At 68.4% G+C, this 21,939-nt stretch carries 19 protein-coding genes; 17 read left to right on the top strand and 2 right to left on the bottom strand.

Annotation, left to right across the window (positions count from 1 at the left end; all coding sequences use genetic code 11):
* The first annotated feature begins 25 nt into the window (after nt 1-25).
* The 9 genes from CAL11_RS21860 to CAL11_RS21820 all read left to right on the top strand — a co-directional run bounded on the left by CAL11_RS21860 (nt 26) and on the right by CAL11_RS21820 (nt 9,151).
* Nucleotides 26-598 (top strand): ureidoglycolate lyase, encoded by a 573-nt coding sequence (locus CAL11_RS21860; protein WP_086094258.1) that lies wholly within the window; start codon nt 26-28, stop codon nt 596-598.
* 490 nt (nt 599-1,088) lie between these two features.
* On the top strand, nt 1,089-2,066 hold the full coding sequence (locus tag CAL11_RS21855) for a Bug family tripartite tricarboxylate transporter substrate binding protein (protein WP_086094257.1): 978 nt from the start codon (nt 1,089-1,091) through the stop codon (nt 2,064-2,066).
* A 13-nt stretch (nt 2,067-2,079) separates the two neighbouring features.
* On the top strand, nt 2,080-3,654 hold the full coding sequence (locus CAL11_RS21850; protein ID WP_086094256.1) for a class I adenylate-forming enzyme family protein: 1,575 nt from the start codon (nt 2,080-2,082) through the stop codon (nt 3,652-3,654).
* Between the two features lie 7 nt (nt 3,655-3,661).
* Nucleotides 3,662-4,402, top strand: coding sequence for an IclR family transcriptional regulator (locus tag CAL11_RS21845; RefSeq protein WP_086094255.1), 741 nt, complete (start codon nt 3,662-3,664; stop codon nt 4,400-4,402).
* Between the two features lie 23 nt (nt 4,403-4,425).
* Nucleotides 4,426-5,190, top strand: coding sequence for an enoyl-CoA hydratase/isomerase family protein (locus CAL11_RS21840; protein ID WP_086094254.1), 765 nt, complete (start codon nt 4,426-4,428; stop codon nt 5,188-5,190).
* Nucleotides 5,191-5,232: 42 nt separating this feature from the next.
* A complete protein-coding gene (locus tag CAL11_RS21835; RefSeq protein ID WP_086094253.1) occupies nt 5,233-5,568 on the top strand; it encodes a carboxymuconolactone decarboxylase family protein in 336 nt (111 codons plus the stop codon).
* A 53-nt stretch (nt 5,569-5,621) separates the two neighbouring features.
* Entirely contained in the window at nt 5,622-6,602 is a 981-nt protein-coding gene (locus CAL11_RS21830) for a Bug family tripartite tricarboxylate transporter substrate binding protein (RefSeq protein WP_086094252.1), read from the top strand.
* A gap of 101 nt (nt 6,603-6,703) precedes the next feature.
* Nucleotides 6,704-7,726, top strand: coding sequence for an MDR family oxidoreductase (locus tag CAL11_RS21825; protein ID WP_086094659.1), 1,023 nt, complete (start codon nt 6,704-6,706; stop codon nt 7,724-7,726).
* A 171-nt stretch (nt 7,727-7,897) separates the two neighbouring features.
* The gene (locus tag CAL11_RS21820; protein ID WP_086094251.1) at nt 7,898-9,151 is read left to right on the top strand and encodes a CaiB/BaiF CoA transferase family protein; all 1,254 of its coding nucleotides are present in this window, start codon (nt 7,898-7,900) and stop codon (nt 9,149-9,151) included.
* Here CAL11_RS21820 and CAL11_RS21815 read toward each other — a convergent pair.
* Entirely contained in the window at nt 9,129-10,091 is a 963-nt protein-coding gene (locus tag CAL11_RS21815; RefSeq protein ID WP_086094250.1) for a LysR family transcriptional regulator, read from the bottom strand. The genes CAL11_RS21820 and CAL11_RS21815 overlap by 23 nt on opposite strands.
* Before the next feature lie 131 nt (nt 10,092-10,222).
* On the opposite strand from CAL11_RS21815, the gene CAL11_RS21810 reads away from it, so the two are divergent.
* The 3 genes from CAL11_RS21810 (at nt 10,223) to CAL11_RS21800 (ending at nt 12,979) form a co-directional block, all read left to right on the top strand.
* Complete coding sequence (locus CAL11_RS21810; protein ID WP_167382559.1) at nt 10,223-10,720, top strand: MaoC family dehydratase; 498 nt, start codon at nt 10,223-10,225, stop codon at nt 10,718-10,720.
* Nucleotides 10,717-11,949: a CoA transferase gene (locus CAL11_RS21805; RefSeq protein ID WP_086094249.1), complete on the top strand. Its 1,233-nt coding sequence runs from the start codon at nt 10,717-10,719 to the stop codon at nt 11,947-11,949. The genes CAL11_RS21810 and CAL11_RS21805 overlap by 4 nt, the downstream gene beginning before the upstream one ends.
* A 64-nt stretch (nt 11,950-12,013) precedes the next feature.
* The gene (locus CAL11_RS21800; protein ID WP_086094248.1) at nt 12,014-12,979 is read left to right on the top strand and encodes a Bug family tripartite tricarboxylate transporter substrate binding protein; all 966 of its coding nucleotides are present in this window, start codon (nt 12,014-12,016) and stop codon (nt 12,977-12,979) included.
* Here the strand turns inward: CAL11_RS21800 and CAL11_RS21795 are convergent.
* Nucleotides 12,966-13,952, bottom strand: a complete 987-nt coding sequence (locus tag CAL11_RS21795; RefSeq protein WP_086094247.1) for a LysR family transcriptional regulator — start codon at nt 13,950-13,952, stop codon at nt 12,966-12,968. The two genes, CAL11_RS21800 and CAL11_RS21795, sit on opposite strands and share 14 nt — an antisense overlap.
* A 143-nt stretch (nt 13,953-14,095) precedes the next feature.
* On the opposite strand from CAL11_RS21795, the gene CAL11_RS21790 reads away from it, so the two are divergent.
* The 5 genes from CAL11_RS21790 to CAL11_RS21770 all read left to right on the top strand — a co-directional run bounded on the left by CAL11_RS21790 (nt 14,096) and on the right by CAL11_RS21770 (nt 21,923).
* A complete protein-coding gene (locus CAL11_RS21790; RefSeq protein ID WP_086094246.1) occupies nt 14,096-14,500 on the top strand; it encodes a RidA family protein in 405 nt (134 codons plus the stop codon).
* Nucleotides 14,501-14,678: 178 nt separating this feature from the next.
* On the top strand, nt 14,679-18,050 hold the full coding sequence (locus CAL11_RS21785; protein ID WP_086094245.1) for a molybdopterin-dependent oxidoreductase: 3,372 nt from the start codon (nt 14,679-14,681) through the stop codon (nt 18,048-18,050).
* Between the two features lie 30 nt (nt 18,051-18,080).
* Nucleotides 18,081-19,541: a short-chain fatty acid transporter gene (locus CAL11_RS21780; RefSeq protein ID WP_086094244.1), complete on the top strand. Its 1,461-nt coding sequence runs from the start codon at nt 18,081-18,083 to the stop codon at nt 19,539-19,541.
* A gap of 8 nt (nt 19,542-19,549) precedes the next feature.
* Complete coding sequence (gene pruA, locus CAL11_RS21775) at nt 19,550-21,178, top strand: L-glutamate gamma-semialdehyde dehydrogenase (RefSeq protein ID WP_167382558.1); 1,629 nt, start codon at nt 19,550-19,552, stop codon at nt 21,176-21,178.
* Nucleotides 21,179-21,263: 85 nt separating this feature from the next.
* Nucleotides 21,264-21,923 carry an FCD domain-containing protein gene (locus CAL11_RS21770; RefSeq protein ID WP_167382557.1) on the top strand — a complete coding sequence of 220 codons (660 nt, stop codon included), beginning with the start codon at nt 21,264-21,266 and terminating at the stop codon, nt 21,921-21,923.
* The last annotated feature ends 16 nt before the right edge of the window (nt 21,924-21,939 follow it).

The following is a 21,939-nucleotide window of genomic DNA, read 5'->3' as shown; positions in this document are numbered from 1 at the left end:
CCGTGTCTTTCTCATCGAGATATCCATGCCGACCACGCCTGCCCTGCGCCCGCAAGCCCTGACCGAAGCCGCCTTCGCGCCTTATGGCTGGATGCTGGGCAAGCCCCTGCCAGCCGGCGGGGATGCGCCGCGGTTCAGCAACCCGGCCACCGACTTCTGGCAGGAGCACGTATTCGACACCGGCGCCGGCGTCGGCAGGGAAACGGAAGTGCTGTGGGTCAATTACCGGCTCAGCCAACCCGGTTTCGACACGCTCGAAAAACACTTGTTGACGCAGCAGGCCATCGTGCCGCTGACCGGCGCCATCGTCCAGATCGTCGCGCGCAGCGCGTTCGATGGCAGTCCCGATCTGGCCAGCCTGGCCGCTTTCGTGGTGCCGCCGGGGCAGGGCGTCTGCATGCGGCCGGGCTGTTGGCACGCCACCCGGGTTTGCGGCGGCGAAGTGACCTGCCTGATGCTGACACGCCGGTCGACCACCCTGGACCTGGTGCGCCACCTGCAAGGCGAACCGGCGCGCGAAAGCGAAATCGCGGCCATCGTGCCGCATGGCCTGGCGCCCGTCTCCGCGGCGAACAATGGAGCGTCCCTCCCCGGATGAGGACTGGCATCGGCGGCATGACGTGCCTGTCCCTGCGGAGACCGGCGCCTGCGGCATGGTGTGTCTGTCCCGGCCGGGACAGACACACCGCTCTACGCCATGAACGGTTGACTGCCAAGACGGTATCTGTCCCAGTGGGGACGGGCACACCTCGCCGCGGATGTCAGCTCTCGTCCGGGTACAGGCACGTCATGCCGCAGACGCCAGTCCCCGTCGGGACAGGCGCGCGGTCGCTGGTGCCGCGCCGGCCTGGCTCGTGCGGCCTTCCTTCCTTCCTTCCTTCCTTCCTGCAGCCCACGTTTCGAGGCGGCCCATCCGGGCCGTTTTTTTTGGATGTACCGCATTGCGATTCCGCTTGCATGGAAAATAATTGTCCCGTAGTATGGGATCAAATCTCAATTTGCGGGATTCATAAAAAGCCGCGCCAGCGGCTGCCATTACCCATTGCGCAACCGGGCTGCAATCCAGTGCGCGCATCAGGAGACAAGCGATGTACCGAATCGTCAGCGCGCTCGCGGTGGCCGTTACCTGCCTGGCCGGCGTCGGCGCCGCGCATGCGGACCAGGGCGCGGCCGCGTACCCCGACAAGCCCATCAAGATCGTCATTCCGTATTCCGCGGGCGGGGGCACCGACCAGTTCATGCGCATCGTGTCCGAACGCGCTTCCCGGGTGCTGGGCCAGCCCATCACCATCCTCAACAAGCCGGGCGGCAGCACCGTGATCGGCGTGAACGCCGTCATCGGCGCCGCGCCCGACGGCTATACGCTGCTGGTGTCCACCAACACCAGCTATACCCTGATCCCGTACGTCATGTCGCCGCAGCCCTACGCGCCCGCCAAATCGCTGGACTACGTGGCCACGCTGGGCCAGACGTCCATGGTGCTGACCGCCAACAAGACCATGCCGTCCGATCTGAAGACGGTGCTGGATGCGGCCAGGCAGAGTCCCGGCCGCTACACCTACGCCACCTATGGCGTGGGTTCGTCCACCCATCTGGCGGGCGAAGTGTTCATGAACGATACCGGCGTCGAGTTCCGCCACATCCCGTACAAGGGCGTGGAGGCGGTGACGGCGCTGGCCGGCAACCAGGTGGACCTGATGATCGACGGCATCAACGCCGCGGGCACCATGCTGGATGCCGGCAAGACCCAGGCGCTGGTGGTGCTGCAACGCACACGCTCGCAGTTCCTGCCCGATACGCCGACGCTGGTCGAGGCGGGCTACCCCGAGGCCGCCGAGAACGTCATTTCCTATGTGATGGCGGCGCCCAAGGGCACGCCGGCCGCCGTCATCGACAAGCTGCAAAGCAGCTTCGCCGAGGCCCTGCGCGACCCCGGCGTGCTGGCGCAGGTCAAGGCCATGCGCACCGAGGCGGCCTTCAAGGGGCCGGCGCAGACGCAAGCGTTCGTGGACAGCCAGTCGGCCTTGTTCAAGGACATCGTCGAAAAGAAAAACATCAAGTTCTGAACGGACAAGGGCAATGAGCAGTCTCGAACAGCACATGCAGCCGCCGGGCCATACCTGGTGGGACATCATCGAAGAGCACGCCCGGCGCTTTCCGGAGCGCGACGCGCTGGCGCACGGCGACGGCGCCATCACCTACGGCGAGCTGGCCGCGCGGGTGCGGCGCTGCGCCGCCGGCCTGAGCGCACGCGGCATCGGCGCGGGCGACTGCGTGGCGCTGCTGGCCCCGCCCACGCCCGACGCCATGGTCTGCCTGCTGGCCGCGGCGCGGCTGGGGGCGTTGTGGGTGGGACTGAACCCCAGGTACCAGCCGCGCGAAATGGCGTATGTGATCGGCCACGCGCGGCCCAAGCTGGTGCTGTCGGTGCGCGAGTTCGAAGCGCGCCGCTACGCCGACGACCTGGACGCGGCGCTGGCCACGCTGGCGCCGCAGGCCCGGCGCCCCGAGCTGCTGTTCTACGACAGCCAGGCATCCTGCGACGAGGCGATGCTGCACGCGTTGTGCGACGCGCCGGATGCGCCGTGCCCGAAGCCGTTCGACGATGCCGCCCAGCCTTGCATGCTGGTCTACACCTCGGGCACCACGGGCAATCCCAAGGGCGTGTTGCTGAGCCAGACGGCGCTGATCTACCGCTCTACCGTGCAGGCCCGCACCTTCGCCACGCAAAGCCACCCGGTGGTCATCAACTTCGCGCCGATCAACCATATCGGCGGCATGCACTTCCGGGGCCTGTCGCAGATCCTGGCCGGCGGCACCATCATCTACCAGGAACGCTACCGGCCGGCCGAGGTGATGGGCCTGATCGAGAAGCATCGCGTCAACATGCTGATGCTGGGTTCGACCATGCTGCAGATGCTGATCCGCGAGCCGTCCTTCGACATGTCCATCATGCGCGGGATGGAGTGGTTCATTTTCTCGGGCGCGGCCATTCCCATGCCCATCCTGCAGCGGGTCAAGGAGCACTGCCCGCGCATCGGCTCCACCTACGGCCTGACCGAGTCGTGCGGGTCGGTCAGCTACATCGTCGCCAGCGACTCGCTCGAGGCGGCCGCCTATACCGTGGGACGCGCCATTCCCGAGGGCCAGTTGCGCGTGGCCGACGAGCAGGGCCAGCCGTTGCCCGTCGGGACCCAGGGCGAGCTGCAGGTGCGCGGCCAGTACTGCATGAATGGCTACCTGCGCGACGACGCCGCCACCGCCGGCGCCTTTACGCGGGATGGCTGGCTCAAGACCGGCGACATGGCCCAGCGCGACGACGACGGCAACTTCCGGCTGGTCGGACGCATCAAGGAAATGTATAAATCCGGGGGCTACAACGTTTACCCGCGCGAGATCGAGGTCGTGCTCGAGCAGCACCCCAACGTGTTGATGTCGGCCGTCATTGCCGTCGACGACGAGCTCTACCAGCAGGTCGGCCACGCGCACCTGATCCTCAGGCCCGACACCGACGTGTCGGAGCCCGAACTGGTGCAGTGGTGCCGCGAACGCATGGCCAACTATAAAGTGCCCAAGCGCATTTTCGTCCGCAACTCACTACCGATGCTGTCCATAGGCAAGGTCGACAAGATGGCCTTGCGGCAGCAGCACTAGAGCACCCATGTCCAATCCGCTGAACCGTTACGACCACATCCTGCATGCCATCGCCAGCCGTCCCGGCGGCCTGTCGCTGGCCGAGCTGGCCGCCGCCACCGGCCTGCCGCGCAGCACCACCCATCGCATGGCAACCATCTTGCGCGAGATCGATTATCTGGGCCAGGACGACGCCAGCGGCAACTTCGTGCTGGGCGATGGCCTGATCGGCCTGATGCGCAGCAGCCTGGCCCAGGACAGCAAGCTGGCGCTGTTCGATCCCGCCCTGAACTTCGTGGTGGGGCGCCTGGAGGAAACCGCCTTCTGCGCGCGGCTGTGGAACGACGAGGTGGACCTGGTGCAGGCGGTCACGCCCACCCGCAAGGACCAGCTGTACATCTACCCCGGCGTGGGCAGCCGGCCGCTGGACAAGTGCTCGTCGAGCAAGGCCATTCTGGCCTACCTCGATCCGGCCCGGATCCAGGCGCTGCTCGAACCGGTGGCCAGCAGCACGCCGGGGTTGCGGGTCGACACCCTGATGCAGGAACTCGACCAGGTGCACCGGCAGGGCTTTGCCATCTGCGACGGCGAAATCGACGAAGGCGTGCTGAGCGTGGCCTGCCCGGTGATGAGCGGTCCGGCGCGCGGCCTCTACAGCATCGGCGTGGTCGGCCCCGCCGCCCGCCTCAAATCGCATGACCTGCAGGAAATCGTCGCAGTCCTGCACTCGGCCGCCGACCTGGCCGCCGCCGAACTGCTGAACAGTTAGCGACTCACAAGGGGAACACCGGTATGAAGGAAATCATCTCGCTGGAGAAAACAGGCGCGGTGGCGACGGTCACCATAGACCGCGGCGGCAAGCGCAATGCGCTGAGTCAGGAGATGGTGCTGCGCCTGACCGATATCGCGCTGGCGCTGCAGCAGGACACCTCCGTCGCGTGCATCGTGCTCAGCGGCAACCAGAACGAATTCTCGGCCGGCATCGACCTGGGCGATGCCACGCGCTGGAGCCTGGACGACAAGACCCAGCTCGAGCGGCGCGCCATCGCCTTGCGCGGCACCCGCCTGTGCAAGGCCTGGGAAGACCTGCCGCAGATCACCATCGCCGCCGTCGAGGGCATGAACGTGGGCGGCGGCATCGCGCTCACGCTCGCCTGCGACTGGCGCGTCATGGGCAAGTCGGCCTTCCTGTTCGTGCCCGAAGTGCAGATCGGCATCCCGTTGGGATGGCAGACCATTCCGCGCCTGGTGAACCTGGTCGGTCCGGCGCGCGCGAAACAGATCGTGCTGCTGGGCGAAAAGATGTCGGCCGACACGGCGCTCGAATGGGGCGTGGCAGATTTTGTCGTGGCCGATGGCGCGGCCCGCGCGCATGCCCAGGACCTCGCCGCGCGCATCGGCAAGATGCCCGAGCTCGCGGTGCGCATGTCCAAGCAAAGCATCAATGCGTATGCCAACGCGTTGAATCACCTGGGCAGCCACATGGACGTGGACCAGGCCATGCTGTGCGGCCAGACCCAGGACGCCGTCGCCGTGCGCGACCGCTACGCCCGGTAGGCGGCAACTTTCAATCACCCCCTCACCCATAAAGGATCAATCATGCTGGACTGGAACCAATACCGCTCGGAACTGATGACGCGCATCGGCGAAATCGCCAAGGCCAGCCCGGAAACCGTCAAGGGCTATCAGCAGCTTTCGGCGGCCGGCAAGCAGACCAATCAGCTGGACGCCAAGACGCGCGAACTGATCGCCCTGGCGGTGGCCGTCACCACCCGCTGCGACGGCTGCATCGCGGTGCACGCCAAGGCGGCCACCGAAAACGGCGCCACCAAGGGCGAGATCGCCGAGGCGCTGGGCGTGGCCGTGGCGCTGAACGCCGGCGCCGCGCTGGTCTACTCGGCGCGCGTCATGGACGCCGTGGACGCTGCCCAATAACCGCCGCGCCGTCGCGGCGCATCCGGTACAAAACCATACAAGGGGAATAGGGAATGTCGAGACTTGCACGCTTGCTGCTGGCCGGCTGCTGCGCGCTGGGCGCGGTGGCGCCCGCCGGCGCCGGCAACTGGCCGGCCGGCCCGGTTACGTTCATCGTGCCGTTTCCGGCCGGTGGTTCCATGGACACCTTCTCGCGGCCCATCGCCGGGCAGCTCAGCAAGGAGCTGGGCGTTCCCGTGGTGGTGTCCAACCGCTCCGGCGCGGGCGGCGGCGTCGGCATCGCCGCCATCGCCCGCTCCGCGCCCGACGGCTACACCATCGGCATGTCCAGCGTCGGCAACATGGCCATCAACCCGCATATCTATCCCGACCTTCCCTACAGTCCGCTCAAGGACTTCACGCCCATCGGCCTGGCGGGCCGCTTCGTCAACGTGCTGGTGGTCAACAGCAAGATCCCGGCCCGCAATCTCCAGGAACTGATCGAGCTGGACCGCAAGAAGCCCGGCAGCATCACCTTTGCCTCGGCCGGCAATGGCTCGACCAACCATCTGTCCGGCGAGCTGCTCAAGCAGCTCACCCACACCAGCTTCCTGCACGTGCCGTACCGGGGCAGCGGCCCCGCGCTGGCCGACGTGGTCGCGGGCAACGTGGCGTTCATGTTCGACACCCTCAACACTTCGATGCCGCTGATCGAATCGGGCGCGCTGCGCGCGCTGGCCGTGACCAGCGCCGAGCGCAGTCCCTTCCTGCCCGACGTGCCCACCATGAACGAAGCGGGCGTGGCCGGCTACGCCAAGTCGGGCGAAGATCTGTGGTGGGCCATCATCGCCCCCCGGGGCGTACCGGTCGATGTGCGCGACAAGCTCAACGCGGCGCTCAACAAGGCGCTCGAATCCCCCGCCTTGCAGGCCCAGGTGCGGGCCCAGCGGGTCGAGACGCTGACCAGCACCCCGGATGCGCTGCAAACCATCCTGCGCGACGACTACAACCGCTGGGGCGGCATCGTGCGCGACGCCGGCGTCAAGCTGGATTGACGGGGCGCGCGCCGTCCATGGCGCGCCCGCCGTTCGAGTGCGTAAACTGGAGGCGTTCCTGGACGGGGCGCGAGGCCGGCCTCGGCCAGGGTCCCGGGCTCATGCCCTGCCTGGCCCGATCCGAGGAGCCCTCTATGTTCGACGCCCTGTTGCTTACCCAGAACGACGACAGCACTATCCAGGCGCAACGCACCCGGCTCGACGAGGCGCGGTTGCCCGATGGCGACGTGCTGGTCGACATCGCCTGGTCCACCATCAACTACAAGGATGCACTGGCCATCACCGGCCGGATTCCCATCGTGCGGCAGTTCCCCATGGTGCCCGGCATCGATTTCGCCGGCACCGTGCTCGAAAGCCATGACTCGCGCTACCGCGCGGGCGACGCCGTGCTGCTCAACGGCTGGGGGCTGGGCGAAACGCACTGGGGCGGCCTGGCGCGCAAGGCGCGCGTCAAGGCCGACTGGCTCGTTCCCATGCCCGGCGGCATGGATGCGCGCCGCGCCATGACCATCGGCACGGCCGGCTACACCGCCATGCTGTGCGTCATGGCCCTGCAGCGCGCCGGCGTCGGCCCCGAGGCGGGGCCGGTGCTCGTCACCGGCGCCAACGGCGGCGTCGGCACCATCGCCATCAGCCTGCTGGCCCGGCTGGGCTTCGAGGTGCATGCCAGCACGGGGCGCCTGCACGAAGCCGACTATCTCAAGCAGCTGGGCGCCACCGAACTGATCGATCGCGCCACGCTCAACCAGCCCGGCAAGCCCCTGCAGAAAGAGCGCTGGGCCGCCGCGGTCGACAGCGTGGGCAGCCACACCTTGGCCAACGTCTGCGCCAGCATCCGGTACGGCGGCACCGTCGCCGCCTGCGGCCTGGCGCAAGGCATGGACTTTCCCGCCACCGTCGCGCCCTTCATCCTGCGCGGGGTCACCCTGGCCGGGATCGACAGCGTCTACGCGCCGTTCGCGCGCCGCGCCGAGGCCTGGGGCCGCCTGGCCAGCGAATTGCCGGCCGCCGTCACCGATGCCAACACGCGCGCCATTACGCTTGACGAGGTGGCCGGGCTGGCGCCGCAGCTGCTGGCGGGCCAGGTGCGGGGCAGGGTGGTGGTGGACGTCGGCGCCGGGTGAGCGGTGCTGGCCGGCGCGCTCGGCCAGCACCGGCCAGCTCGTCCGATGGCGCGCCGGCGACCCGCGCAGCCTTTGGCCAGATCGCGGATCCGTCACAAAACTGAATAAACCTTCGGATAATTCGATTGGTCAGGGTCGAGGCGAGCCGCTAGCCTGCGAGAGTGACAGCAGATGCAGTCGTTCTACCAGGAGCTCGCAGTGGCAGCAGATCTGAAGCAGGCCCATCAACCGCCCAAGGCCCTGTCGGGGTTGCGGGTATTGGATATCGCAACCTTTCTCGCCGCGCCGTTTTGCGGAACCATCATGGCCGACTTCGGCGCCGACGTCATCAAGATCGAGCAGCCCAAGGGCGGCGATTCGCTGCGCAAGTTCGGCACCCCGTCGCCGTGCGGCGATACGTATATGTGGATGAGCGAGGCGCGCAACAAGCGGTTCGTGACGCTGGACCTGCGCACCCCCGAGGGCGCGGCGCTGTTCAAGGAGCTGGTGCGCGAGTCCGATGTGGTGCTGGAGAACTTCCGGCCCGGCACCCTGGAGAAGTGGGGGCTGGGCTACGACGTCCTGTCCGAACTCAACCCCGGCCTGATCCTCCTGCGCGTGAGCGCCTATGGGCAGGACGGGCCCAAGCGCGAAGAGCCGGGGTTCGCCCGCATCGCGCATGCTTTCGGCGGCCTGGCGCACCTGGCCGGCGAGCCGGACGGCCCGCCGGTCGTGCCGGGCTCGACCTCGCTGGCGGACTATATCTCGGGGCTGTGGGGCGCCATCGGCGTGCTGACGGCGCTGCAGGCCCGCAACCACACCGGCCGGGGCCAGGTCGTCGACATCGGCCTGTACGAGTCCGTCTTCCGCCTGCTGGACGAACTCGCGCCCGTGTACGCGGCCACCGGTTTCGTGCGGCGCCGGCTCGGCGCGGACGTCCCGAACGTCGCGCCGCACAGCCATTACCAGACCCGCTGCGGCCAATGGGTGGCGATTGCGTGCAGCAACGACCGGATGTTCGAGCGCCTGGCCAGCGCGATGGGCACGCCCGGGCTGGCGGGCGACGCCAGGTTCGCCAGCGCCGCGGCCCGGGCCGAAAACCGGCAGACCATCAATGCGCTGGTGGCGGCGTGGAGCGCGCGCTTCGATCTGCAAGCCTTGCTCGATCTCTGCCGCGACGAGGGCGTGCCGTGTTCGAAGGTGTATTCGATTGAGGACATCTTCCAGGACGAGCAATACCGGGCGCGCGGGAACCTGATGGAAGTCGATGATCCACGCATTGGCAAGACGGTGCTGCCGGCGTCCGTGCCCAGGCTGTCCGGCACGCCGGCCCGGTTCGTGCGGGCCGGCGGCGCGCTGGGGCAGGACAACGCCGGGGTGTACGAAGAGCTGCTGGGCGTGTGCGGCGAGCGGCTCGCGGCGCTTAGGCAGGCGGGCGTCGTGTAGCCGCCCGGGCGGTTCGCCGCCCGACCGGCCCGTGGATCAGGTCGCGCACCAGCTGCGCCAGCCTGGCGGCCGCGGGTGTCAGCTTTCTGTGGCGCAACCGGACGATCGCCACGTCCCGGGTCATCCGGGGGCTCGCGATGGGCAGCACCTGCACGTTCTTGTGCGGCTTCGCGGGCAGGACCATGGCCGGCAGCACCGCCGCACCGAGCCCGGCGGTGGCCATCGATATCAGCGTCTGCGCCTGCGAAAACTGGAGCTTGGTGTTGATCGTCAGGCCGCGGCTGCGCGCCGTATCGTCGATCAGGGCGCGCAGCGCCGTGCCGGGGTTGAGCAGCAGCAGCGGCATCGAAGCCAGCCGCGCCAGGGTGATCTGCTCGGCGGTGTCGGGGAAGAGATTCCTGGGCACCACCGCGTACAGGTTCTCGGTCAGGATGGGCTCGAAATCGAATTCCGGCAGCTCCATGATGGGGCCTATGCCGAAGTCCGCCTGTTCGCGGCGCACCGTCTCGAACATATCGCCCGAGGTCAGCTCCCGCACGAACACTTCCACGCCGGGATAGTCGCGCTCGAACGCCGCCAGGATGGGCGCGAGCCGCGTCGATGACACGGTGGTCGAGCACGAGAGGAAAATGCGGCCGCGCTTGAGGTCCACCGTTTCCTGGATCTGCCGCAGCCCGTTTTCCATTTCGTGGACCGCCCGGCGCGCGCTCTCCAGCAATTGCGCGCCTTCGGCGGTCAACCTGACCTGCCGCGTGGTCCGATGGAAAAGGTCCACGCCCAGCTGCGCTTCGAGCTGCTTGATCTGCCCCGTCACCGCGGCCTGGGACCGGTGCGAAAGTTCGGCGGCCTGGCGGAAGCTGCAATGCTCGGCCACCAGCATGAAGGTATGCAGCAGCTTCAGATTGATGTTCGGTAACGGTCGACTCTTTTCTTTGCCCATGCGGCCAGCTCCGGTCGCTGCGCGCCGGTCGGCGCGGTCGCGGACTTCGATAGATGAATAATCGATAAGATTAATCACATAATAACTTTGCGCAAGCCTCCTATGATGCTTTCCGTGCATCACAGGAGAGCATGAGCATGGACGCCAAGAGTATGCTGCTGGCCCGGGGCCGGTTGCTGGAGGACTTCAAGACCGGTGACCGATACGCGCACTGGCCCGGCCGGACGATCACCGAGGCGGACAACATCCAGTTCAGCCTGTTGACGATGAACCGCCACCCGGCCCATTGCGACCATCACTACGCCTCGCAGACGGAATTCGGCAAGCCCCTGGTCAACAGCGGCCTGACCCTGGCGATCGTGCTGGGCATGAGCGTCGACGACATCAGCGCCAACGCCGTCGCCAACCTCGGGTGGCAGGAGATCGAATTGCTGGCCCCCGTGCATCCCGGCGACACCGTGTACGCGCGCTCCGAGGTGCTGTCGGTGCGCGAGAGCAAGTCCCGCCCCGGCCAGGGCGTGGTGACCGTGCGCACCGAAGGCGTGCGCGCCGACGGCGTGGTCTTCATGCGCTTTGTCCGCAGCTGCCTGGTGCCGTCGCGGGCGTCGCTCGCGGGGGCGCCGCAGTGAACCTGGATTTCCTCGAAGGGGTGCGCGTCATCGAGAGCTCCGCGTTCATCGCCGCACCCCTGGCCGGCCTGACCCTGGCGCAGTTCGGCGCCGAGGTGATCCGGCTGGACATGATCGGCGGGGGGATCGACCACGAGCGCATGCCCCGCATGCCCGGCGGCGCCAGCCTGTACTGGACGGGCCTGAACAAGCAGAAGCGTTCCGTGGCGCTGGACCTGCGCAAGCCCGCGGGCCGGGACCTGGCCAGAAAACTGGTTTGCGCGCCGGGGCCGGACGCCGGCATCCTGCTGACCAACATCGGCGTGCCCTGGCTGTCCCACGGCTTGCTGGCCGAGGGCCGCCCGGACGTCATCACCTGCACCATCGAAGGCAACGCGGACGGCTCGACCGCGGTCGACTACACGGTCAATTGCGCCACCGGCTATCCCCACGCCACCGGCGACGGGCGCGAGCCGGTCAACAGCCCGCTGCCGACCTGGGACGCGTGCTGCGGCTATCAGGCCGCGATGGCGGTGGTGTCGGCGGTGCTCAGGCGGCGCCAGACAGGGCAGGGCGCCGAGCTGCGGCTGGCCCTCTCGGACGTGGCGTTCTCGCTCATGTCGCACCTTGGCACGCTGGCGCAGGCCGAACTGCTGGGCGAAGACCGCGAGCCATTGGGCAACCACCTCTACGGCGCCTTCGGCAAGGATTTCCTCACCAGCGACGGATGCCGGGTCATGGTCGCGGCCATTTCTAAAGGGCAGTGGCAAAGCCTGGTGCGGGCATGCGGCCTGGCCGAGGCGACGGCGGCCATCGAAGCGCGCACCGGTGCCAACCTCGCCGACGAGGCGCAGCGCTTCGCGCACCGGGAAGCCATCGCCGCCGCGTGCGAGCCCTGGTTTCGGGCCCGCACGCTGGCGCAGGTCAGAACCGCGTTCGACGAGGGCGGCGTCTGCTGGGGCCTCTACCAGACAGCCACCCAGATGCTGGCCCGGGACGGCCGGGTGGGCAGCGCGAACCCGCTTTTCGAACGGATCGCGACGGCCGGCACCGGCGAACACTGGACGGTCGGCACGCCGGTGCGCGAACCGCGCGCCACGCGCCGGCCAACCCAGGGCGCCAGCCTGCTGGGCCAGCACACCGACCAGGTGCTGGGCGACGTTCTTGGGCTGAGCGCCAGGCAGATATCGGACCTGCATGCCGCCGGCGTGGTGGCGGGACCATCCGGCGACCCACGGGTCGCCCCTTAGGCAACTGGGCGAGCGCGTGCTCGGGCCAGCTTGCAAAAAAGACTTTTACAACAAGGAGACTTTCATGACATTGCGCTTTGCTTCGCTGGCCGCGGCACTTTGCATACTGGCGCCCCAGGCGCACGCGACCCAGGCCTACCCTGACAAGCCGGTGCGCATCATCGTGCCGTGGACGCCCGGCCAGGCCACCGACGTGGCCGCCCGCGCCGCGGGCGAAAAGCTGGCCGCGGCGCTGGGCCAGCCGTTTATCGTGGAAAACAGGGCAGGGGCCGGCGGCACCATCGGCGCGACGGCGGTGGCCAAATCGGAGGCGGACGGATACACCTTGCTGGCCGGCTCGTCCGGCTCGGTGACGGTCAACCCGCTGCTGATGAAAAGCGGCTTCTCGCCGTCCGATCTCGAACCGGCCGGCCTGGTCGCGAAGGTGCCCTATGTGCTGGTGACTTCGTCCAGCTTCCCGGCCAAGAGCGCGCAGGAATTGATCGACCTGCTGCGCAAGAGTCCGGAAAAGTACACGTTCGCCTCGTCGGGCAACGGCTCCATCGGACACCTCACCGCGGAAGTCTTCATGGACAGCGCGGGCATCAAGGCCCAGCACATTCCGTACAAGGGCAGCGCCGCGGCGCTTACCGATGTCCTGAGCGGGCAGGTCTCGTTCATGTGGGACTCGGTCGCGTCGGTGGCCCCGCACGTGAAATCCGGACGGGCGCGCGCCTACGCCGTCTCTTCGGCCCAGCGCTCGGCCAGCATGCCGGATGTGCCGGTGTTGGCCGAAGTCAGCGAGATCAAGGGCTTCGACATGGTCGCCTGGGTCGGGCTGATGGCGCCCAAGGGCACCCCCGAGGACCGTCTGGAGCGCATCAACCAGGCCTTGCTCGAATCCTTGCGCGCCAGCGACGTCGCCAGCCAGTTCGTGACCCTGGGCATCGACCCCTATCCGGCATCGCGCCAGGAAGCCAGGAAAGTACTGGCTGCCGAAAACCAGCGCGTCAGCGAGATGATCAAGCGCCTCGGCATCACGCCCCAGTGATATCGGGCGGCGCGGCGTCCGGTCCGCCTGGCAGGCTGGCGGACCGGCGCGGCGGCGGTGCGTCCGTCACGGGCGCATGCCGCGCCATCAGTTCCACGACCCAGTCGATGAAGGCCCGCAGCTTGGCGCTGACATGCCGGTTCTGCGGATACGCGATATACAGGGGCATGGGGTCGAGCTGCCAGTCGCCGAACAGCCGTATCAATGCGCCGCGCGCGACGTGCGCCTCGGCCATGTAAGTCGGCACCCCGATCACCCCCATGCCGGCCAGGCCCGCGGCAAGATAGGCATTGCCTTCGTCCAGCAGCAGGGCATGGCGGCCGGTCACCTCGATGCGCTCGTCCGCCCGCCGCATGGCGCAGGGAAACAGACGGCGCGCGCGCGACCACGAGAAGCCGACGATGCGGTGCCGGGCGTCTTGCAGCTCGCGCGGATGGGCGGGCGCGCCGGCGCGCGCCAGATAGCCGGGCGAGGCGTAGACGCCCAGTTGCAGGTCGCCCACGTGGCGCGCCGCCAGCGACAGGTTGTTGATCTGGCCGCCCCGGATGACGCAATCCACGTTCTCGTCGATCAGGTCCACCTCCCGGTCGCTGACGCCCAGGTGCAGCAGGATGTCCGGATACCGCGCCTGGAAGGCCGGCAGCGCCGGGACCAGGATCGTGCTGGCGAACGGACTGGGCACATCGACCCGTAGCCTGCCCCCCGGCGTGGCCGACGCGCCGGACAGGCTGGTCTCGGCGTCCTCCAGGTCGGCCAGCAGCTGCTGCACCCGCTCGTAGTAGGCGGCGCCGTCGGCGGTGGCGTTGACCTTGCGCGTGGTGCGATTGAGCAGCCGCACGCGCAGGCGCGCCTCCAGTTGCTGCACCAGTTGCGTCACGCTGGTCCTGCTCATGTGCAGGGTGTCCGCCGCCTTGGTGAAGCTGCCGGTCTCCACTACACGGGCGAATGCCCGCATCGCATCGAAACGATCCATCGTTGTTCCAGGCTGTCCGATTGTTTGGATTCTACAAACAATGTTGGGGACGATCGCCGGTTTATCGGCTCGGCCACGCTCGTTAGAGTGGATCGCACTGCCCCGACGGGCACGTTTCAATCACCCATGATGGAGAGGCTTCAATGTCCGCACGCAACGTGGTTTTCCCGGCCGGCCGCCAGGCCTTGTACGACCGCAACCGCTATTCGCCGGCCATCCGGTCCAACGGCTTTCTGTTCGTCTCCGGCCAGGTCGGCAGCCAGGAAGACGGCTCGCCGAAACAGGGGCTGCAGGAGCAGGTCCGCCAGGCATTCGACAACCTCAACGCCATCCTGGCCGCCGCCGGGTGCAGCTTCGACGACGTCGTCGACGTTACCGTGTTCATGGTCGACCCCCAATCCCGGTTCGAGCAGATCTGGGAAGTGGTGCCCGAATACTGGGGCCAGGCGCCGCATCCCACCCTGACCGCCGTGGGCGTGACCTGGCTGTATGGCTTCGATTTCGAGATCAAGGTGATCGCGAAACTGCCGCCGGCCGGCGAGGACTGAGCCGGCCCGCGGAGGGCGCGGCTTGCTGGACCGGCGGCGCGGCCTGCGGCGGCGGCCGCTTTCCCGCGCCGAAGGCCGCCATCCCTATCCGTGTTTCCCCTCATTCTTGTGTAATGCGTGACGCGCTACTATTCGCCCAAGTTAAGTAGCGCGTCACGCATTACATGGCAGGGGCAACATGAAGCAAGTCACGGGGTACTGCACGCTGTGCCGGTCGCGCTGCGGATCCGTCAACCACGTCGAGAACGGCCGGCTGGTCGCCGTGACGCCGCTTGCCGGCCATCCCACGGGCGGCGCCCTGTGCGCCAAGGGCCGCGCGGCGCCGGAAATGATGGCCGAAAGCCATCGCCTGCTGCGCCCGCTCAGGCGGACCAATCCGCGCGGCGCGGCCGACCCCGGCTGGCGGGAAATCGAGTGGTCCGAAGCCCTGGACGAAGTGGCCGCGCGGCTGGCGGTCGCGCGCCGGCGCGACGGCGCCGAAAGCGTTGCGTTCGCCGTCACCACGCCCAGCGGCACGCCCATGGTGGACAGCTTCGAGTGGGTCGAGCGATTCGTGCGGGTGTTCGGCAGCCCCAACCTCATCTACGCGGTCGAGGTCTGCGGCTGGCACAAGGACTATGCCCATGCGCTGACGTTCGGGCGCGGCATCGGCGTTCCGGACCTGGAGCACACCGACACCATGCTGCTGTGGGGGCACAACCCCGCGCGGACCTGGCTGGCGCAGGCTGCGCGGATCGCGGCGGCGCGCCAGCGCGGGGCCAAAGTAGTGGTGGTGGACCCGAACCGGGAAGGGGCCGGCCAGCAGGCGGACTTGTGGCTGCGCGTGCGCCCCGGCGCCGATGGCGCGCTCGCGCTGGGCGCCATTCGCCACTTGCTGCATACCGGCCGCTTCGACCGCGACTTCGTGGCGCGCTGGACCAACGGGCCGTTTCTGCTGGACGGCGCGAGCGGCGCCTTGCTGCGTGCCGTGGATCTCTGGCCCGACGCCGACCCCGCCGCGCGCGTCGTGGTGCAGGACGGCAGCCCGGCCGCCAGCGGACGCGGCGCGGATACCGCGCGCGCCGAGCTGTTCGGATCCTGGACCTTGCGCCTGCGCGACGGCCGCACGTGCGAGGCGGTTACCGTCATGCAGGCCCTGCGGGCGGCGGTGGAGCGCTACACGCCGGCCGAAGTCGCCCGGCTGGCCTGGCTGGACGAGGCGGATCTGGCGCAATTCAACGCCATCTTCGAGAACGCGCCCCGGCTGTCCTATCACTCGTGGACCGGCGTCGGCCAGCATACCAACGCCACCCAGACCGACCGCGCCATCGCCACGCTGTATGCCCTGACGGGCGCCTGCGACAGAGCGGGCGGCAACCTGTGGACCGTGGCGCCGCCGTATCGCAACGTCAACGGGTATCGGGAGCTGCTGCCGCCCGTGCAACGCGCCAAGGCGCTGGGGCTGGACGAGCTGCCCCTCGGGCCGCCCAGCCTGGGCTGGATCACAGCGCGCGATTTCTGCCGGGCCGTGCTGCGGCAGGACCCCTATCCGGTGCGCACGCTGGTCAGCTTCGGCACCAACCTGCTGGTCTCGCAGGCGGAGACCGCCCGCAATCGCGAGGCGCTGCAGGCCCTGGACTTCCACGTGCACGTCGACATGAGCATGAACCCGACCGGCATGAACGCGGACATCGTCCTGCCGGCCAACATGCCATGGGAGCGCGAAGCCCTGAAGCTGGGTTTCGAGATCACGCAGGAGGCCGTGGAGCACGTGCAGTTGCGTCCCAGGATGGTGGAGCCCGCCGGCGAGTCGCGCGCCGACTACGAGATCGTGCTGGAGCTGGCGCGGCGCCTGGGGCTGCGCGATGCGTTCTTCGGCGCGGACATGGACGCATGCTGGAACCACCAGCTGGCGCCATTGGGCATCGATGTGCGGGCCTTGCGCGGGCAGCCCGGGGGCATGCGCTTTCCGCAGGCGTTCACGCACGAAAAGTACAAGGCCGTGCGCGACGGGCAGCCCGTCGGCTTTCCCACGCCGGACGGCAGGGTGCAAATCCACTGCGCGGCCCTGCATGACATCGGCCAGCCCGCGCTGCCCGTCCATGTCGAGCCGGCCGACACGCCGGCGCGGCACGCCGGCGCATATCCGCTGGTGATGAGCACGGCCAAGAGCGGCTGGTTCGTGCATTCGTCGCACCGGTACGTCGCTTCGTTGCGGCGCAAGTCGCCCGATCCCCAGGTGTACCTGAGCGCCCAGGCCGCGCGGGCCCGCGGCATAGCCAGTGGCGATTGGGCGCGCGTGCGCACGCCCTACGGCGAAGTCGCCCTGCGCGCGAAAATCAACGCCGATCTGCACGAGAACGTGGTGATCGCCGAATTCGGGTGGTGGCAGGGCTGCGAGGGACTGGGGCGGGCCGACGGCGCCATCGTCGGGCCCGCGTCCAGCAATATCAACGCCATCATGACCGATCGCCACCGCGATCCGGTCAGCGGCTCGGTGCCCCTGCGCGCCACGGTGTGCGACATCGTGCGCGACGACGCGCGCAACCGCGGCAGCTGGAGCGGCGCGCGCGAATTCGTGCTGGCGCAAAAACGCGGCATCGCGCATGACGTGGCGGAGTTCCGCCTGCTTCCCTGCGATGGACAGGCGCTGCCCGATTTCCTGCCCGGGCAGCACGTCATCGTCTCCATGCCCGGCGGCGCGGCCCGGCGCGCGTACTCGCTCACCGGTCCCAATCGCCAGCCCGCCTACCTGTCCATCGCCGTGCGGCGCGTACGCGATGGCGACGGCCCCGCCGGGGTGATGTCCAATGCGCTGCACGAGCTGGCCGAGGGCGCGCGCGTGCTGCTGTCCGCGCCCGCGGGCGTCTTCACGCCGCCCTTGCGCACCGCGCGGCCCGTGATACTGATGGCCAGCGGCATCGGCATTACCCCTTTTCATGGCTACCTGGAAGCGCTGGCGCAAGACGGCGCAGCCGCCCCGTCGGTGCTGCTGGTGCACGCCTGCCGCGATGGCTCGTCGCACCCGTATGGGGCCGAGCTCAAGCGGCTGGCGCAGCGCATCGGGTCGGTGCGCACCCTGACCGTGTATGCCGAGCCGGCAAGCGCCGACGCGCCGGGCCGCGATTACCAGCAGCGCGGCCGGCTGGATTTCGCGTGGCTGTCGCCGGCGACGGTGGCGGCGCGGCCGCTGGTCTACCTGTGCGGCTCGCCGGGTTTCCTGGCGTTCTGCACCGATGCGCTGGTGGCGCGCGGCGTCCCGCGCTTCGATATTTTCTCGGAAACGTTCAGCAGCGAAAAACGCGTACCGGACACCCTGGCGCCCCAGCCGATCCAGATCGAGGGCGAGCAGGGCGGCTTCACCTGGGACCCCGCGGCCGGCACCTTGCTCGACGCCGCCGACCGCGCCGGCCTGGCCCTGCCGAGCGGGTGCCGCGTCGGCCAATGCGAGAGCTGCGCCATGCGCATCGTCTCCGGCCAGGTCGCCCACCTCATTGACTTCGATGGTTCCGCGGACACCTGCCTGACCTGCCAGGCGGTTCCGATCACGCCTTTGACGCTGCGCAGGTAATCCCATTCTTGTCTTTCTCAGGAGTTTGCCATGCCCGACCATCATCTAGCCGCCGCCCCCGCACCGGGCAGGCAGGCCATCGCCAGCCCCATGGAACGCTTCTCCCAGGCCATGGTCGCCTGGGCCGAGAAATGGTTTCCCGACGCCTACGTCTTCGTGGTGGTGGCGTGCGCGGTGGTCGCGCTTGGCGCCATCCTGCACGGCGGCGACCCGCTTGCCGTCAGCAAGGCGTTCGGCGAAGGCTTCTGGAGCATCATTCCCTTCACCATGCAGATGGCCATGGTGGCCATCACCGGCTACGTGCTGGCGTTGTCGCCGCCCGTGGCGCGGCTGCTGCGGGCGCTGGCGCGCGTGCCATCGACCCCGCGTGGGGCCGTCGTGTTCATCGGCACCCTGAGTATCCTGCTGTCGCTGGTCAACTGGGGCCTGAGCCTGATTTTCTCTGGCCTGCTGGTGCGCGAAATGGCCCGCCGCACCGACCTGCGCCTGGACTACCGGGCCGCCGGCGCCGCCGGGTACCTGGGGCTGGGCTGCGGGTTCACGCTGGGCATGAGTTCGTCGGCCGCGCAGTTGCAGGCCACGCCCGCCAGCATCCCGGCCTCGCTGATGCCTATCACCGGCGTGATCGGCTTCTCCGAAACCATACTCACCTGGCAGAACCTGGTGGTGGTGATCCTGGTGACCGTGGTCTCGGGGCTGGTGTGCTACTTCACGGCGCCCAGCCCGGAACGCTCGCTGACCGCGCAGGACCTGGGCGTGGATCTGACGGAACCCAAGGCCGAGACGGCGCAGCGCCAGCGTCCCGGCGATTACCTGGAGTTCAGCCCCTGGCTGACCGTGGCCGTCGTCGGGCTGGCTTCGGGGTGGCTGTATCTCACCTTCCGCAGCGGCAACCCGTTCATCACCATGTCGCAGCTGAACACCTACAACTTCGTGTTCCTGTTGCTGGGCCTGCTGCTGCACTGGCGGCCGCGCAGCTTCCTGGAAAGTTTCGGCCGCGCCATGCCGAGCATCGGCGGCGTGATGCTGCAGTTTCCGTTCTACGGCGGCATCGGCTACGTGCTGACCAAGGTCGTCAACGTGCAGGGCCATACCCTGTCGGACGCGATTGCGCACTGGTTCGTCAGCCTGGCGCACGACAGCAGCGTGTTCTCGATACTGGTCAGCATCTATTCGGCATTCCTGGGCTTCTTCATTCCGTCGGCCGGCGGCAAGTGGGTGATCGAGGCGCCGTACATCATGGACGCGGCCAACCAGATACAGGCCCACCTGGGCTGGACCGTCATGGTCTACAACATCGCCGAAACGCTGCCCAACTTCATCAACCCGTTCTGGATGCTGCCGCTCCTGGGGATACTGCGCCTCAAATCCAAGGACCTCGTCGGCTACACCGCCATGCAGTTCCTGGTGCACTTCCCCATCGTCGTGGCCGCCGGCGCGATCCTGATGCACACCTTCAGCTACGTTCCGCCCGTCATCCCCGGACAGTGAGACCACTCGTGAACAGCCCGATCAACACCTCGCACATCGCCAACGAACCCGTCCTGGATTACCGCCCCGGCAGCGCCGAGCGCCAGTGCCTGGCCAACGCGCTGGATGCGCTGCGCGTCGGCCAATCGCATGTTCCGCTGGTCATCGGCGGGCAGCGCCGGCGCGGCGTGGCCGCCCGCGCGCTGCATTGCCCGCACGACCACGCGCGCACCCTGGGCATGGTCGAGCAGGCCGACGAACTTGCGGCCGGCGCCGCGGTACGGGCGGCCGTGGCGGCCCAGGCAGAATGGGCCGCCATGCCGTTTGGCGAGCGCGCGGCGATTTTCCTGCGCGCGGCCGAGCTGCTGGCCGGACCGTGGCGCCAGACGCTCAATGCGGCGACCATGGCGGGCCAGAGCAAGACCGTGCACCAGGCGGAAATCGACTCGGCCTGCGAGCTGATCGATTTCCTGCGCTTCAACGTCGCCTTCGCCGAACGCCTGCAGCAAGTGCAGCCGCTGTCGACCCATGGCGCCCTCAACCGGCTCGACTACCGTCCGCTCGAGGGATTCGTCTATGCCGTCACCCCGTTCAACTTCACGGCCATCGGCGGCAACCTGCCGTGCGCGCCAGCGCTCATGGGCAATACCGTGGTCTGGAAGCCCGCGTTCACGGCGTCGCTGAGCAACTACCTGATTCTCGAACTGCTCGAAGCCGCCGGCTTGCCGCCCGGGGTCATCAACTTCGTGCCCGGCGATTCCGCCGCGGTCTCGGCCGCGGTGCTGCGCTCGGCCGATTTCGCCGGCCTGCATTTCACCGGCTCGACCGCGGTCTTCGACGGATTGTGGCAGCAGGTGGCGCGCAACCTGCCGTCGTACCGGAGCTACCCCAGGCTGGTCGGCGAGACGGGCGGCAAGGACTTCGTGCTTGCGCACGCCTCGGCCGACCCCGAGACGCTGGGCGTCGCCTTGCTGCGCGGCGCCTTCGAATACCAGGGCCAGAAATGCAGCGCCGCGTCGCGCGCCTATATTCCGGCCTCGCTGTGGCCGCGCGCCAGGCAGGCCCTGCTCGACAACCTGGCCACGGTGCGCATGGGCGACGTCGCCGATTTCGGCAACTTCATGGGCGCCCTGATCGACCGCAAGGCCTATGAGCGCGTCATGCGGTACATCGACCGCGCGCCGGCGCAGGGCTCCACGGTGCTGGCCGGCGGCAGGGGCAACGACCGCGTCGGGTACTTCGTCGAACCCACGGTGATCGAAGCCGCCGACCCCAAGGCGGCCACCATGCAGGAAGAAATCTTCGGCCCGGTGCTGTCCGTCCACGTCTATCCCGACGCCGGCTGGAACGACGCGCTCGCGCTGGTCGACCAGACGAGCCCCTATTCCCTGACCGGCGCCGTGTTCGCGAACGATCGCCAGGCCATCGGCCAGGCCGCCGCCGCGCTGCGGTTCGCCGCGGGCAACTTCTACGTCAACGACAAGCCCACCGGCGCCGTGGTCGGCCAGCAGCCCTTCGGCGGCGCCCGCCGCAGCGGCACCAACGACAAGGCGGGTTCGATGCTGAACCTGCAACGCTGGGTGTCGCCGCGCACCGTCAAGGAAACCTGGGTGCCGGCCCGCCATTACGGCTACCCGTCCATGGACGATGCAGGCTGAAATCCACCGGCTGTCCGGCGCAGCGCGTCACGCGCTACACCATGGGTTTTGTTAAAGTGAGGGCTACGACAACGCACGAACCAGCATGGAGGTAAACCGAATGGCGAGGATGGCGCCGCCCGCGAATTTGCGAGAGTCCGTTATTGCGCAATTGCGTTCCCGGATCGTGTCGGGCGCCGCGGCGCCGGGCATGATCTATTCGGTTCCCAGCCTGGCCAACGAGCTGGGCGTCTCCACCACGCCCGTGCGCGAGGCCTTGCTGGAATTGAGCCGCTCGGGCCTGGTCGAACCCTTGCGCAATCGCGGCTTCCGGGTCCGGGCCATCACCCTGCAGGACCTGGAGAACCACTTCGACGTGCGCGTCATGCTGGAGTCCGGCGCCCTGGCCACCCTGGCGCGCCAGGGCCTGACCGACACCGCGCCGCTGGTCGCGCTGGCCGACGAGGTCGCCCAGGCGGTCAAGGACCAGGACGTGGGGCAGTACATCGAATCCGACCGCCGCTTCCACGAGGCCCTGGTCTCGCGCGCCGGCAACCCCTTGCTCACGCGGATGATCATGCACCTGCGCGCCGACATGCGGCTCTACGGCATCAACTCCGAGGAGGGCCGCGTGCGCCAGCGCGCCTCGGTGGAAGAGCACTACGAAATGATCGACCTGGCCGTCAAGCAGCAGCCCGACGCCATCGTGGCCCTGATCACGCGCCACATCGAATCGTGGAAACCGCTGTTCGCCGCGGCGCTTTGAGCGCGCGCGAATCCGG

It is taken from the genome of Bordetella genomosp. 6 (assembly GCF_002119705.1).
GTDB classification, from domain to species: domain Bacteria; phylum Pseudomonadota; class Gammaproteobacteria; order Burkholderiales; family Burkholderiaceae_B; genus Bordetella; species Bordetella bronchiseptica_F.
This window is presented reverse-complemented; position numbering and strand designations above follow the sequence as displayed.

Coding starts and splice junctions, on each gene's coding strand:
- CAL11_RS21860 (WP_086094258.1), top strand. CDS start 26: ATGCCGACCACGCCTGCCCTGCGCCCGCAAGCCCTGACCGAAGCCGCC.
- CAL11_RS21855 (WP_086094257.1), top strand. CDS start 1,089: ATGTACCGAATCGTCAGCGCGCTCGCGGTGGCCGTTACCTGCCTGGCC.
- CAL11_RS21850 (WP_086094256.1), top strand. CDS start 2,080: ATGAGCAGTCTCGAACAGCACATGCAGCCGCCGGGCCATACCTGGTGG.
- CAL11_RS21845 (WP_086094255.1), top strand. CDS start 3,662: ATGTCCAATCCGCTGAACCGTTACGACCACATCCTGCATGCCATCGCC.
- CAL11_RS21840 (WP_086094254.1), top strand. CDS start 4,426: ATGAAGGAAATCATCTCGCTGGAGAAAACAGGCGCGGTGGCGACGGTC.
- CAL11_RS21835 (WP_086094253.1), top strand. CDS start 5,233: ATGCTGGACTGGAACCAATACCGCTCGGAACTGATGACGCGCATCGGC.
- CAL11_RS21830 (WP_086094252.1), top strand. CDS start 5,622: ATGTCGAGACTTGCACGCTTGCTGCTGGCCGGCTGCTGCGCGCTGGGC.
- CAL11_RS21825 (WP_086094659.1), top strand. CDS start 6,704: ATGCCCTGCCTGGCCCGATCCGAGGAGCCCTCTATGTTCGACGCCCTG.
- CAL11_RS21820 (WP_086094251.1), top strand. CDS start 7,898: ATGCAGTCGTTCTACCAGGAGCTCGCAGTGGCAGCAGATCTGAAGCAG.
- CAL11_RS21815 (WP_086094250.1), bottom strand. CDS start 10,091: ATGGGCAAAGAAAAGAGTCGACCGTTACCGAACATCAATCTGAAGCTG.
- CAL11_RS21810 (WP_167382559.1), top strand. CDS start 10,223: ATGAGCATGGACGCCAAGAGTATGCTGCTGGCCCGGGGCCGGTTGCTG.
- CAL11_RS21800 (WP_086094248.1), top strand. CDS start 12,014: ATGACATTGCGCTTTGCTTCGCTGGCCGCGGCACTTTGCATACTGGCG.
- CAL11_RS21795 (WP_086094247.1), bottom strand. CDS start 13,952: ATGGATCGTTTCGATGCGATGCGGGCATTCGCCCGTGTAGTGGAGACC.
- CAL11_RS21790 (WP_086094246.1), top strand. CDS start 14,096: ATGTCCGCACGCAACGTGGTTTTCCCGGCCGGCCGCCAGGCCTTGTAC.
- CAL11_RS21785 (WP_086094245.1), top strand. CDS start 14,679: ATGAAGCAAGTCACGGGGTACTGCACGCTGTGCCGGTCGCGCTGCGGA.
- CAL11_RS21780 (WP_086094244.1), top strand. CDS start 18,081: ATGCCCGACCATCATCTAGCCGCCGCCCCCGCACCGGGCAGGCAGGCC.
- CAL11_RS21770 (WP_167382557.1), top strand. CDS start 21,264: ATGGAGGTAAACCGAATGGCGAGGATGGCGCCGCCCGCGAATTTGCGA.